A 12,730-nucleotide genomic window follows, 5' to 3' on the forward strand; every position below is an offset into this window, starting at 1 on the left:
GGCGTCCGACGGCGGCACTCACCAAAAGGGGGCGGCATGCGCCCCCTTCTGGTGGAACGATCGGTCTACTTGATGCCTGTGGTGGCGATGCCCTTGATAAGGAAGCGCTGGCCGAACAGGAAGACCAGGAATACGGGGAGCAAGGACACGATGGACATTGCGAAGAGTGATCCCCAGCTGGTGGCGGACTGCGAGTCAACGAAGGCCCGCAAAGCCACCGGCACGGTGAACATATCCGGGTCCGTCAGGTAGATGAGGGCGCCGAAGAAGTCGTTCCAGGTCCAGATGAACGTGAAAATGGTGGTGGTGGCCAGGGCCGGGACCATCAGGGGCAGGATGACGCGAAGGAAGATCCGGGGGTGGCCGGCGCCGTCAATGCGCGCTGCCTCATCGAGGTCCTTCGGGATGCCGCGGATGAATTGGACCATGAGGAACACGAAGAACGCATCCGTGGCCAGGAGCTTGGGCACAATCAGCGGCCAGAACGTATTCACCCAGCCGATCTGCGAGAACAGGATGTACTGGGGCACGATTACCACGTGGAAGGGCAGCATGATGGTCAGCAGCATGATGCCGAAGAAGATCTTCTTGCCACTGAACTGCAGGCGGGCGAAGGCGTAGGCGGCCATGGAACAGGAGACCAGGTTGCCAACGATCGAGCCCAGGACCACGATCGCGGAGTTGATCATGTAATGCCCGAACGGGTGCGTCAGCGCGGACCAGCCGTCGGTGTAGTTGCTCATCTCCAGGTTCTCCAGCCAGAGACCCGGCTCACGGAAGATGAGGTCATTGGGGCGCAGGGAGGAAACCACCATCCACAACAGCGGGTAGATCATGACGCCGCCAACAAGGATCAGGATGGCGTGCTTGATCAGGCCCTTGATGCGGGCGCTGCGGCTATAGGCCAGGTTTCCCCGGGATTCACGGCGGCGCGGGCTCTTACCGGACGTGGCGTCAGAGGAGGAAGCGGCGGGGAGGGTCTGGAGTTTAGTCATCGTAGAACACCCAATACTTTGAAGCGATGAAGTTGATGGCAGTGAAGGCACCGATGATGACCAGCAGGAACCAGGCCATCGCTGAGGCGTAACCCATATCGAACTGGCCGAAGCCCTTTTGGTACAGGTACAGGGTGAAGAACATGGTGGAGTCGGACGGGCCGCCGTTGCCTCCGGAGACGATGAACGCCTGCGTGAACGACTGGAATGAACCGATGATCTGCAGCACCAGGTTGAAGAAGATGATGGGGCTCAGCATGGGGAGCGTGATCCGCCAGAACTGCTGCAGCGTGGTTGCGCCGTCCACCTTGGCTGCCTCGTAGTACATCACCGGGATCTGGCGCAGGCCGGCCAGGAAGATGATCATGGGGCTACCAAAGGTCCAGACGTGCAGCAGGATGATGGAGCCCAGTGCGGTGTTGGGGTCAGAGATCCACCCCGGCCCTTCAATGCCCACCATCGCAAGGACCTGGTTCACCAGGCCGGTGGTACCGAAGATCTGCTTCCACAGGATGGCAACAGCAACGGAACCGCCCAACAGGGAGGGCAAGTAGAAGATGGAGCGGTAGAACGGAAGGCCGCGAAGACCCTTGTCCAGGACCAAGGCAATCACCAGAGCAACAGCCAACTGAAGCGGAACACCCACCAGGACGTAGGTGAAGGTGACGCGCAGCGAGTTGTGCAGGCGGGCATCGCCGAACATCCGGACAAAGTTGTCCAGGCCGACCCATTCCGGTGGCTGCAGGAGATTGTAGTCCGTGAAGGACAGGTACAAGGACATCAGCATGGGGCCCACGGTGATCGCAGCCAGGCCGAGCAGCCAGGGAAGAAGGAACACGTAGGCGGCCTTATTGTCGCGGCCGTTCGCTTTCTTCTCTTCTTTGGTCATGGGGCCCTTGCGGCGGGTCATCGTGGAGAGTTCGCCAATGGCGCTCATTGTTTCCCCCTCGCCGGAGCGCGAACGCCTTGCGGCGTCCCCGTGTTTGTTACAGCGGCCATGTGGTCTCCTTTGGTCATCGTGGCCATCCACGGAGTTCGAGTCTGGGTGGTACTTGCCTTGCGGGGGCGCCGCCATACTTCCGGCGCTCCCCCATGGGAAGCCAGGATTCGGGTCCCGGCTTTCAGCGGCTCCGTACCAAAGTAAACGTTTTCTTGACCCATGTACAGCCTTTTGCTAATTTTTGAGAAAGCGTTTTCTTGCGAAGCCGCCCACATCGATTTCCCCACGCTGAAGAAGCCCGGCGTGCACTTCCGCACACCACCCCGCACCGATAAGGCTGGACACAATTGTTTCCCACCGACTCCGCCTGCCATGACCACCGCTGACATGGCAGAATCGCCCAACCGCCCCAGCGCGCTGGCCGGCTACGAAGATTGGCCCGGGTATGCGGCGCGCCATCAGCACGTGGCCGGCTCGCCTGAAGCGGGGCAACTGGCCGACACACTTGGGGTTCCTGCCGTAACACCGGACCTTGGGTACACGGTGCACTCGGAATCGGAGCACGACGGCGTCATCACCTCGTCCCTTTCCTGGCAGTTGGGCTTCGGGCCAAGAACCTCCGCTTGGTTCGTGCGGCCGGCCGGCGCCACCGGACCACTGCCCGGCCTGCTCGCCCTGCACTGCCATGGAGGCATCAAGGCTTACGGTGCCGAGCGGCTCGTGTCCCTTCCTGCAGGCGCCGAAGACCACGACGGCGGTACCTCCACCGCTGGCGGCTTCGGCCGCCTGCCTCGCGGATTGAGTGGAAAGCTTTACGGCGGGCGGGCGCCCGCCACGTGGTTGGCACAACAGGGCTTTGCCGTTCTGGCGCACGACGCTTTCATGTGGGGCAGCCGTCGTTTTGAGCTGGATCCCCTGCCTTGGCGGACTGCCAAAGCGGTCGACGGCCAGCAGGCACTCTGGCGGGAGGCCGGCGTCGAACCCTCCGCGGCGGAACAGTACGACTCAGCGGCGGCCGCCCACGAGGAAACCGTGGCGAAAGCTGCCACGCTGCTCGGAAGCAGTGTTGCCGGAACCGTGGCGCATGACGACCTCGCGGCACTGGGTATCCTGGCATCCCTGCCGGGAGTGGACCGGGATCGGCTCGGTTGCCTGGGCTTCTCCGGCGGAGGTGGCCGGGCTTTGGTGCTGGCCGCCCTCACTCCCCGGATCCGTTGCTACGTGGTGACCTGCATGATGACCACTTTTGAGTCGCTCCTGCCTTCCTACCTCGACGCACACTCCTGGCTGCTGCATTCCCCTGGCCTGGCCAGGCTTGGAGACTGGCCGGACCTGGCTGTGCGCTCCAACGCCCACGTCCTGGTCCAATACGGACTGGCCGACCACCTCTTCCCCGAACAGGGCATGCGCGACGCCCATGCCCGTTTGTCGTCACGCATGCCCACCCGCTACACGGGCAGCTTCTGGCAGGAACCCCACGTTTTTACCCCGGCCATGCAGGACGAGGCCGCGGCCTTCCTCACCGCAGCCCTGCAGCCTACACACCCCGCCAGTTCCACCGCACCTGATCCCGCTAGGACGGACTCATGACCCAGCCTTTGACCACCTCAACTGCGGATGCCCAAGCCCGGCTCCCCCGCATCGCACTGGTGGGCGTGCACGGATTCGGCGAACGGCACTTGGACAACCTTGACCGCCTGAGCGCTGCCGGCCGCGTCGAACTGGTTGCCGTGGCCGATCCCCTACCCCCGGCGGAGGGGGAACTCAGCCACGGGGTCGACGTCTTCACGTCCCTTGATGAGCTCCTCGCTGCTGGAACCGCGCCGGACGTGGTGATCGTCTCCACGCCCATCCAGACCCACGCGCCTTTGGCCCTCGCTGCCCTCAAAGCCGGCGCCAATGTGTATCTGGAAAAGCCACCAGTAGCGTCCATGGAGCAATACGAGGAAGTCATGGCAGCGGCCGCGAGCGCCGGACGACTGGTTCAAGTGGGGTTCCAGAGCCTGGGTTCCGAGGCCTTGCCCGCGATCGAAGCACTCGTGGCATCCGGCGGCATTGGTGAGGTCCGGGGCATCAGTGCCACTGGCCTGTGGCTGCGCACCAAGGGGTATTTCAAGCGCTCCCGGTGGGCCGGGAAGCGCAGCCTGAACGGAACCGACGTGGTGGACGGGGTGGCCACCAACGCCCTGGCGCACGCCGTTGCTACCGGGCTGCGGCTGGCTGGTGCCAGGACAGTAGCGGATGTCGAATCCGTAGACACCGATCTCTACCGGGCCAACGACACCGAGAGTGACGACACCTCAGTGGTGAGGGTACGGACCACGGACGGCACAGTCCTGACCTGCGCCCTGACGCTCTGCGCACCCGTGCAGTCCGCACCGGCGGTCACCATCTACGGGACGTTGGGACAGCTCGCCCTCTCGTACACGGAGGACCGAGTGGAGATCACCACGCCCGAGGGTGTCCGGACGCAGAGTTTTGGGCGGAAGGATCTGCTGGAGAACCTGCTGGCCGCCCGCAGTGAGAAGGATCTACTCAGCCCGCTCAGTGGCGCCGGCGCCTACATCTCCGTGCTGGAGGCCATCCGCACGGCAGACTCACCCTTGCCGATCCATCCGGACTTCATCAGCTGGGAGGGCCGGGACGACGACGCCCACCCCGTGGTGCACGGCATCGAATCCTTGATCCGCCGGGCAGCCTTGGGCCAAGCCACTTTCGCGGAGCTCGGAGCACCGTGGACTGACTCCGCCGGGACCTCCCTCACCATCAACGGCACCCCGGTCGCGACACTCCAGGACGGCACCCACATCCGTGGGACCTCCTCCCCGCGCCCCTATGTCCACCCCGTGCGGACCCTTGGCGGAACGGTGGTCACCGATCACGTCCCCGAAGACCACGTGTGGCACTTGGGTGCAGGTGTGGCACTCCAGGATGTGGATGGCATCAACTTCTGGGGCGGCCGGACTTACACCCGCGACGCCGGGGCGTACGTCTGGCGCAAGGACCACGGCCGCATCGTCACCGAATCCGCGGAGCACAGTGATGGGCATCGGCGCGAACACCTGAGCTGGCTCGGGCCCGACGGCACACCGGTGCTGCGCGAGCAGCGCGAGTGGCGCTGGGCCGCCGTCGGGAATTCAGCATGGAAACTGACCCTGGACTTCACGCTGGAGTCCGCCACCGGTCGTACCGTACTGCTGGGCAGCCCCGGTTCCAACGGGCGGCCGCAGGGCGGTTACGGCGGCTTCTTCTGGCGGCTGCCCAACGTTGGCGGCGCCACCATCTGGACTCCGGACGCGCGTGGCGAGGACGCTGTGCACGGCACCGTGGCGCCATGGCTGGCGTGGTCGGGAACGTTCGACGCCGGAACGTCCGACGCGGCGCACGTCACGGGCGACCCCGGGCTGGGCCACCCGGCAACGCTCGTATTCCTTTCTTCGCCTCAGGCCCCGGACCCTTGGTTCGTACGGCACTCCGGTTACCCCGGCGTCGGGCTATCGCTGGCCTGGGATGCCCCGGTGTCCGCCGAGCCCGAACGCCCTGTCCACAGGTCGGTCACCGTGCTCGTCACGGATGGCTTCCTGGCAACACAAGACATTGAACTGCTCATCACTACCTTGGGGGAATCGGCATGACCACGCCCACTCAATCCACTCCAGCCGTGGCTGCACTCACGGCTCCCGGCAACGCAGCCGACCGCGCCGTGAAACGCCGCCGCGTGCTGGACATCCTGGACGCCGCAGGACGCGACTCGCTCCTGCTGACGTCCAACACGGCGCTTACCTGGTACCTGGACGGCAGTCGCGTCCACATCAGCCTGGCCGGCGACCCCATCGCGGCCCTCTTGGTGGACCGCTCCGGCGACCATCTGGTCACGTTCAACAACGAGGCCGGGAGGATCGCCGCCGAGGAATTGCCGGAAGGCGTCAGCCTGGACACGGTCCCATGGCACGGCCAGCTGCATGCTGCGGCCGCGGGCCTGGCGATCGACGGAGACCCACTGGTGGAGGCTGCAGTCACCTCGGAACTCCGGGCGGCCCGCCAGCAACTCCTGCCCGCCGAGGCAGCCCGGTACGCCTCACTGTCCGCCGACGCGGCGGCAGCCATGACCGATGTCCTCACAACTGCGACACCGGAAACCACTGAGTTCCAGCTGGTTTCAGAGCTGGCCGCCAGGATCGTTGCAGCAGGTGCCGAGCCGCTGGTCCTGCTCTGCAACGGCACGTCCCGCAGCGACTTCCGGCACCCGCTGGCCACGCACTCCCCCATCGGCAGGCGCGCCATGGCAGTTGTTTGTGCACGCAGGAACGGTTTGGTGGCCAACGTGACCCGTTGGGTGGCGTTCGACGCCGGGACTCCCCGGGAGCTGGACGCCGAGGCCCGCATCGCAGCTGTAGAGGCCGACATCTTCCGGGCCACGGTCCCCGGCGCCAGGCTCAACGAGGTCTTCACCCAGATCCAGCAGGCCTATGCCCGGCATGGATTCGGCGACGATCAGTGGACGCTGCACCACCAGGGCGGCCCAGCAGGATATGCAGGCCGCGATCCCCGGGTCACCGCAGACGTGACGGACACCATCGTCCTCAACCAGCCCTTCACGTGGAACCCGTCCGGTCCTGCCGTGAAGATCGAGGACACGGTGCTGCTCACGGATTCCGGCCTGCGGGTCCTGACCACGGACGATCGCTGGCCGACCACCGAAGTGGACGGCCGCCGTCGTCCGCTGACGCTCCGCCCCTGACTCCTGCACCCAACACTCCTGCGCCCAACCACGAAAAGGGGCGGGGTCACCATCACGGTGACCCCGCCCCTTTATCGTGTGCGCTCACCCAAGTAGGTCGCAGTTGGGTGGGGTCAGCTGAGTGTCAGCACGCCGTCCACGCGCCGCGGGATTCCCAGCGGGTTGGCGTCGTGCAGCGCCGGGTGCAGGACAGACTCCGGGGCGTCTTGGTAGGCCACCGGACGCTGGAAGCGACGGACCGCAGTGGCGCCAACTGAGGTGAACAGCGAGGTAGTGGCCGGGTACGGGCCGCCGTGCTGCTGGGCCCAGTTCACGGCAACACCCGTGGGCCAGCCGTCGAACAGGACCCTGCCAGCCAAACCGCTGAGCTGCTCCACGAGTGCGGAGACGTCTTCACCCGGTTCCGCGTGAACGGTGCCCGTGAGGCTGCCCGGAACCTTCGCCAGTGCCGCGGACAGTTCCTCCTGGTTGGCGTACTCGATGAGCAGCGTGGTGGGGCCGAAGCACTCCTCCAACAGCTCATCAGGGCGCTCCAGCACGTTGGCCGCACTGGTGGAGAACACCACGGGTGCGGCGCCGTCGGCCAGGCTGTCCTGCTGGACGGTGCCACTGACGACGGCGACACCCGGCTGGCCTGCGACGTTCCGGAGCCCGTCCGGGTACGCCTCGGCGATGCGCTCGGTGAGCATGGCGGCTGTCGGCTTGTCCTTGCTTGCCTCAGCAAGGCGTGACGCAAAGTCCGTGCCGGCCGGGATGAAGACCAAGCCGGGCTTGGTGCAGAACTGGCCCGCACCCATCGTGAAGGAGCCTGCGAGGCCAGCAGCCAGCTGTTGGCCTCGCTCGGCCAGCGCGTCCGCCGTGATGACTACAGGGTTCAGGCTGCCCAGCTCGCCGTAGAAGGGGATGGGCTCCGGGCGGGACGACGCGAGGTCGAACAACGCGCGGCCGCCGGGGATGGAACCCGTGAAGCCGACGGCCTTGATGGCGGGGTCCTGGACCAACGCTGTGCCGGCCTCGCGCCCGCTGACCAAGGCAAAAACCCCGGCGGGAGCTCCGGCCTTGGCCAGGGCGTCGCTGACAATCTCGGCGGTCCGCTCGGAGAGGCGGAGATGTCCCGAGTGCGCCTTGACGATCACCGGACAGCCAACAGCCAACGCGGAAGCAGTATCGCCGCCGGCCACGGAGAACGCGAATGGGAAGTTCGACGCCGAGAACACGGCCACCGGGCCAATCGGACGCAGGATGCGGCGCAAGTCGGGCTTGGGCGGAGTGGCCGTAGGGTCGGCGTGGTCAATGACGGCTTCCAGGTACGAGCCCTCGGTCATCACGTTCGCGAACAGCCGCAGCTGGCCACTGGTCCTGGCTACCTCGCCCGTGAGCCGGACAGAACCCAGGCTCGTCTCGGAATCGGCGATGGCCACCAGTTCGGTGACGTTGGCGTCCAAGGCGTCGGCGACGGCGGTCAGCCAGGCTGCACGCTCGGCGTCAGAGGCTGCTGCGGTCACTTTTGCGGCCTCGGTAGCTGCCGCCGTGATGGCGGTCAGGTCAAGAGTTGCTGTACTCAATGCGGTTTCCTTTACTCTCGGGGGCGGAGCTGTCAGGGGCAGCCACCTCAGGTGTGTGCGGCTTCCCGCCGAAGTCGAAGCCGAGCCCGTGAAGGCCTGAAGACGTGAGCCGGCTGTTGCGGATGCGAACCGGGGAAGGCCCGGACAGGATGCCAAGCTGACCGAATGAGGCGTCCTCAACGTCCTCCACGCTCACGGCCTCGGCCAAGGTGAGTGCCAGCTGCCCGGACAGCTCCGGGAGCAGGTGCGGCGCCACCCGGATGCTGTTGGCACGGGCAAGCTCAACGATCCTGCGGAAGGGCGTAATACCGCCCACCCGGACGATGTTGGGCTGGATGATGTCCACGGCTTCAGCTTCGATGAAATCGCGGAAACGGTAGATCGTGTGGACGTTCTCGCCCAGGGCAATGGGCACGGGCGAGTGCTTGCGCAAGCGGCGGTAGGCCCAGAGGTCGTCGGCGCGGATCGGTTCTTCCAGCCACTCCAGTCCGTGCTCCCCCAAAACATCCAAGGCACGGAAGGTGTGGGCGAGGTCCCAACGCTGGTTGGCGTCGATCATGAGCAGCCGGTCAGGGCCGATCACAGCCCGCACGGCGGCGACGCGTTCGGCGTCTTCGCGGAGTTCGGGCTTGCCCACCTTGATCTTTACGGCGTTGTGCCCCGCGGCAACCCACCGCTGGGTTTGCTCCACCAGCTGATCCAAGGTGTAGTGCAGGTTCACGCCGGAACCGTAGACCTCCACGGATTCCTGGCGCTGGCCCAAAAGCCCGGTGACGGATGTGCCCGCCTGCCGTGCCTTCAGGTCCCACAGGGCAAGGTCCACACCTGCCATCGCGATGGTGGTGAGGCCTCCCCCGCCTGCTTCGTGCAGCCGCTTCCACAGTTGGTCCCACACGATCTCCGGGTTGGCTTCCAAACCCACGATGAACGGTGCGATGTCGTGATCCAGCAGAGCCTTCACCGCCTGGGGACCAATGGTAGGTGTCCACGAGAAACCGTGGCCCGTACCGCCGTCGTCCGTGGTCAGTTCGGTGACGATCACATGGTTCTCGGGCGCCTCAGCACCCCAGCTGCGCAGCAGCGGGACCGTGATCAGCCGGGTGGCGAGGCCCGTAATGCGGGCCGGCATCAGCTGCCGGCCAGCTCGTGGCCCTTGGCCAGGATGGACTTGAGCTCCAGCAGTTGCTCTTCGCTGGGGTCAACCAGCGGCGGACGGACCGGGCCAACGGGCAGCCCGGCAAGGCGCAGGCCTGCCTTGATGAGGGAAACGCCAAAGCCCGGAGTCTGGTCGCGGAGCCGGACCAGCGGCGCGTAGAAACCTTCCAGCAGGGCGTGGCGGCGCTCTTCGTCACCGAAGACGTAGGCGTCGTAATAGGCCTTGGCGATTTCCGGGGCCATGGCGAACGCCGCGGAGGAGTACAAGGGGATGCCGAGGCCACGGTAGGCACCCTGCGTCAGCTCAGCGGTCAGCAGGCCGTTGAACAGGGCGAAGTCGGTGCGGCCGCTGGCGTTGATCGCGGAGACGATTTCCTGGGCCAGTCCGACGTCGCCGATTCCGTCCTTGAAGCCAACAACCTTCGGGTTGGCAGTGAGGCGCGTGATCGCCTCTGCGGTGAACTTGGCCGTACCGCGGTGGTACACGATCACCGGCAGGCTGCTCGCGGCGGCGATGGCTTCGACGTAGGCCACCACGCCGTCCGTGGGGCCGGTGACCAGATACGGCGGGAGCACCAGGAGGGCGTCTGCGCCTGCTTCCTCAGCCACCTTGGCTGCGGCGATGGCGTGGCCCAGGGGTCCACCGGCACCGGAGACCACGGGAACAGCTCCTGCAACGGCCTCGACGGCGGCAGTCACCACAGTGCGGATCTCATCGAGCGAGAGTGCGTGGAATTCGCCGGTGCCGCAGGCGGGGAAGACGCCGCCGGGGCCGAATGGAAGACGGGAGGTGATGTGCTCCTTCAGCAGGGCTACATCTACCGAGCCGTCCTCGGCAAAGGGCGTGACGGGGAAGAACAATACGCCGTCGAAGTTCATGGGGTCTCCTTGGTTGCTCCCGCCGGGACCAGGCCGGCGTGATTCTCGTCGTTGAGTGCTGGTTGTTCGGTTGCTGCTCTGTCTTCGCCCTCGAAAGCCGGCCTAAGCTCGGTGCGCCAGGTGCGCTTGGGCGCCCAGCCGAGGAGTTCGCGGGCTTTGTCGATGGAGAATGCCGGGCTGGTTCCGGTCAGCTGTTCAGTGAGTGGGCCGCTGCCGGGAAGGAAGCGCGGGAACAATTCCGCCAGGGGCGCTGTAGCCAGGGCATCCCTGGCGCCAACGAAGAAGACCTGGCCGTTGGGAATTGAGTCCATCTTGTCCAGGAGCACGTCCAGGAAGTCGGCCACGTCCCGGGCATCCACGTAGTTGAACAGTGCCGGTGCTGAAAGCGCTGGGTCCTGCAACCGCTCGCGGACCGTGTGTCCCTGCTGCGTCAACGCGCCTTCCCATTCTTCCGGGGAGATCACGTAGCAGGGGCGGAATGCCGCGTACCGGATCTTGTCCCCCTGCGCGGCCGCGAACATCTGCACGGTCTGCTCGGCGATCAGTTTGGACAACGCATACGCGTTCCACGGCTTGGGCAGCGTCCGCTCGTCCAGCGGGAACGACGGCGGCAGCCAGCCGGCCGGTGAGCCATAGCCCAGGGCGGTGGGGCTGGACGCCGTCACGATCTTCGGGACACCCGCGTCGGTAGCCGCACTGACCACCGCGTAGGCGAGCCGGGTGTTCGTGCTGAAAATGACGTCCTCGGGTGCGCTGAAAGGTACGGCAATAGCAGCGAGGTGGATCACGGCGTCGGGCGCTGTTTCGCGGATGAGCCGCTCCGCTTCCCCCGGTGCCAGCAGATCCACGGTGTACTGCTCGGCTCCGGCGGGCAACTGCTCCGCGGGGATGGCGTCCCGGTCCACCGAGATCACCTTGTGGCCCGCATCGGCGAGACCGGCCACCACACTGCGGCCGAGCCGGCCTGAACCGCCGGTGACGAATATCCTGCTCATGGTCTTTTCCTTGCTTGGGTAGTGAACCGGTCAGGCCTGGCTGCGGCTGAGATCAACGCCGAGGCCAAGTTCGCTGATGCGGACGGGAAGGTCGGTCTCCAGGGATTGGTTGCCGGCGATGCCCACCGATACGGACCGGAGTCCGTCGATGTAGCCGGACGGGCGGCCCAGCGGGTCAGCGCCGGGACCGTTGAAGAGGTCCGAGAGCAGCAGGTTGTCGCCGCCCCCGTGGCCGCCTTCGCCGTTGATGATCGGGACTTCGTAGGCAGCTTCCCAGTGGCGCTGGACCACCAGGCGTTCACCGTTGCGGCGTACCGCGTCTTCCTCCTCGATGGGAGTGGCGCTCGGGTCCACCACGGTCTTCTTGTCCGTGCTGGACTCGACGGCGGCGCGCTCCACCACTTCGAGTTCCGCACGGCCTTCGGTGCCGTTGACGGTGACCCGGTAGCCTTCCCACGGGCTGTGGGCGTTCAGCGAGTAGCTCAGCGTCGGCCCGCCCTGGTAATCCACCACGAGGGCCAGGTTGTCCTCGATGGTGATGCCCTCGGTGAACACGTCTTGGTCACGGATGTAGCCGTCAAACTTTTCGTTGTCGTAGTACAGGGCCTTCAAGCGCTCGTCGTCGCGCATGTCCAGGCGGAAGGGATCGTGCTCCAGGCCGTCAACGGTGCCGCGCTCGGGGCGGGCTCCCAGGCCGCGCTCGGCGGCGTTCTTGTCGCCGTAGAAGCGCAGGCCACCGGAGGCAAACACGCGCTCCGGAACATCGTTGATCCACCAGTTCACCAGGTCGAAGTGGTGGGAAGCCTTGTGGATGAGCAGGCCACCGGAGTTCTTCTTTTCGCGGTGCCAGCGGCGGAAGTAGTCGGCGCCGTGCACAGTGTCCAGCACCCAGCTGAAGTCGATGGACGTGACTTTTCCGATCACGCCGTTCTGGATGACTTCCTTGAGCGCGCTGTTGCGTGGCGAGTAGCGGTAGTTGAACGTCACCACTACGTAGCGGCCGGTCTTCGCCACGGCGTCGGTGATTCGGCGGCAGCCGTCAACGTCAATCGTCAGCGGCTTTTCAACCACGACGTCGGCACCCGCCTCGAGTGCCTCAACGATGTAGTCCGCGTGGGTGTAGTCGGGCGTCGTGACGATGACGCGCTCGATGCCGTTGGACTGGATGAAGCTTGTGAGCTCGCCGGGCTCGAAGGAAGCTACCGGCTCTGTTCCGCCGAGTTCCTTGATGAGGTCCTGGTAGAAGTCCACCCGGCCCTGGTTGACGTCGGAAAGCGCAATGAGTTCTGCGACGTCCGCGTGCTGCCCATAGATGGCCCGGATGTACATCTCCGAGCGGCCGCCCGTGCCGATGAGGGCAATGCGGGTCCGCTTGCGGCCACCGGCCTGGGTTGTCGTTGCGGCAGATGCGGTCTGGGTCTCGGCTGAGTCGACGTTGACCATGTGGATGCCCCTTTCGA

General features: G+C 65.7%; 10 protein-coding genes. 3 read left to right on the plus strand and 7 right to left on the minus strand.

Annotated elements, in window-relative coordinates; translation table 11 throughout:
• Nucleotides 1-65: 65 nt before the first annotated feature.
• Nucleotides 66-995 (minus strand): carbohydrate ABC transporter permease, encoded by a 930-nt coding sequence (locus J3D46_RS22780; protein WP_231340750.1) that lies wholly within the window; start codon nucleotides 993-995, stop codon nucleotides 66-68.
• Nucleotides 988-1,932, minus strand: coding sequence for a carbohydrate ABC transporter permease (locus J3D46_RS22785; RefSeq protein WP_231340749.1), 945 nt, complete (start codon nucleotides 1,930-1,932; stop codon nucleotides 988-990). Before J3D46_RS22785 ends, J3D46_RS22780 begins: the two co-directional genes overlap by 8 nt.
• Before the next feature lie 375 nt (nucleotides 1,933-2,307).
• Between J3D46_RS22785 and J3D46_RS22790 the strand changes: the two genes are divergently transcribed.
• Genes J3D46_RS22790 through J3D46_RS22800 form a run of 3 tightly spaced genes read left to right on the plus strand, consistent with a single transcriptional unit; the run spans nucleotide 2,308 to nucleotide 6,676 of the window.
• Complete coding sequence (locus tag J3D46_RS22790; protein ID WP_253469015.1) at nucleotides 2,308-3,525, plus strand: acetylxylan esterase; 1,218 nt, start codon at nucleotides 2,308-2,310, stop codon at nucleotides 3,523-3,525.
• On the plus strand, nucleotides 3,522-5,570 hold the full coding sequence (locus tag J3D46_RS22795; protein WP_253469017.1) for a DUF6807 family protein: 2,049 nt from the start codon (nucleotides 3,522-3,524) through the stop codon (nucleotides 5,568-5,570). Before J3D46_RS22790 ends, J3D46_RS22795 begins: the two co-directional genes overlap by 4 nt.
• Nucleotides 5,567-6,676 (plus strand): Xaa-Pro peptidase family protein, encoded by a 1,110-nt coding sequence (locus tag J3D46_RS22800; protein ID WP_253469018.1) that lies wholly within the window; start codon nucleotides 5,567-5,569, stop codon nucleotides 6,674-6,676. Before J3D46_RS22795 ends, J3D46_RS22800 begins: the two co-directional genes overlap by 4 nt.
• Before the next feature lie 113 nt (nucleotides 6,677-6,789).
• On the opposite strand, the gene J3D46_RS22805 is transcribed toward J3D46_RS22800, so the two are convergent.
• The 5 genes from J3D46_RS22805 to J3D46_RS22825 are packed head-to-tail and all read right to left on the minus strand — an operon-like array spanning nucleotide 6,790 to nucleotide 12,713.
• Nucleotides 6,790-8,241, minus strand: coding sequence for an aldehyde dehydrogenase (NADP(+)) (locus J3D46_RS22805; protein WP_253469020.1), 1,452 nt, complete (start codon nucleotides 8,239-8,241; stop codon nucleotides 6,790-6,792).
• The gene (locus J3D46_RS22810; RefSeq protein WP_253469022.1) at nucleotides 8,222-9,370 is read right to left on the minus strand and encodes a mandelate racemase/muconate lactonizing enzyme family protein; all 1,149 of its coding nucleotides are present in this window, start codon (nucleotides 9,368-9,370) and stop codon (nucleotides 8,222-8,224) included. The genes J3D46_RS22805 and J3D46_RS22810 overlap by 20 nt, the downstream gene beginning before the upstream one ends.
• The gene (locus J3D46_RS22815; protein WP_253469024.1) at nucleotides 9,370-10,275 is read right to left on the minus strand and encodes a 5-dehydro-4-deoxyglucarate dehydratase; all 906 of its coding nucleotides are present in this window, start codon (nucleotides 10,273-10,275) and stop codon (nucleotides 9,370-9,372) included. Before J3D46_RS22815 ends, J3D46_RS22810 begins: the two co-directional genes overlap by 1 nt.
• Entirely contained in the window at nucleotides 10,272-11,270 is a 999-nt protein-coding gene (locus J3D46_RS22820; RefSeq protein ID WP_253469026.1) for an NAD(P)-dependent oxidoreductase, read from the minus strand. The genes J3D46_RS22815 and J3D46_RS22820 overlap by 4 nt, the downstream gene beginning before the upstream one ends.
• A gap of 30 nt (nucleotides 11,271-11,300) precedes the next feature.
• Nucleotides 11,301-12,713 carry a Gfo/Idh/MocA family protein gene (locus J3D46_RS22825; RefSeq protein ID WP_253469028.1) on the minus strand — a complete coding sequence of 471 codons (1,413 nt, stop codon included), beginning with the start codon at nucleotides 12,711-12,713 and terminating at the stop codon, nucleotides 11,301-11,303.
• Nucleotides 12,714-12,730 lie beyond the last annotated feature (17 nt).

Source organism: Paenarthrobacter sp. A20 (assembly GCF_024168825.1).
GTDB lineage: Bacteria > Actinomycetota > Actinomycetes > Actinomycetales > Micrococcaceae > Arthrobacter.

Bases quoted from the DNA above. Each gene is read 5' to 3' on its own strand.
- J3D46_RS22780 (WP_231340750.1), bottom strand. From the start codon at position 995: ATGACTAAACTCCAGACCCTCCCCGCCGCTTCCTCCTCTGACGCCACG.
- J3D46_RS22785 (WP_231340749.1), bottom strand. From the start codon at position 1,932: ATGAGCGCCATTGGCGAACTCTCCACGATGACCCGCCGCAAGGGCCCC.
- J3D46_RS22790 (WP_253469015.1), top strand. From the start codon at position 2,308: ATGACCACCGCTGACATGGCAGAATCGCCCAACCGCCCCAGCGCGCTG.
- J3D46_RS22795 (WP_253469017.1), top strand. From the start codon at position 3,522: ATGACCCAGCCTTTGACCACCTCAACTGCGGATGCCCAAGCCCGGCTC.
- J3D46_RS22800 (WP_253469018.1), top strand. From the start codon at position 5,567: ATGACCACGCCCACTCAATCCACTCCAGCCGTGGCTGCACTCACGGCT.
- J3D46_RS22810 (WP_253469022.1), bottom strand. From the start codon at position 9,370: ATGCCGGCCCGCATTACGGGCCTCGCCACCCGGCTGATCACGGTCCCG.
- J3D46_RS22815 (WP_253469024.1), bottom strand. From the start codon at position 10,275: ATGAACTTCGACGGCGTATTGTTCTTCCCCGTCACGCCCTTTGCCGAG.
- J3D46_RS22820 (WP_253469026.1), bottom strand. From the start codon at position 11,270: ATGAGCAGGATATTCGTCACCGGCGGTTCAGGCCGGCTCGGCCGCAGT.
- J3D46_RS22825 (WP_253469028.1), bottom strand. From the start codon at position 12,713: ATGGTCAACGTCGACTCAGCCGAGACCCAGACCGCATCTGCCGCAACG.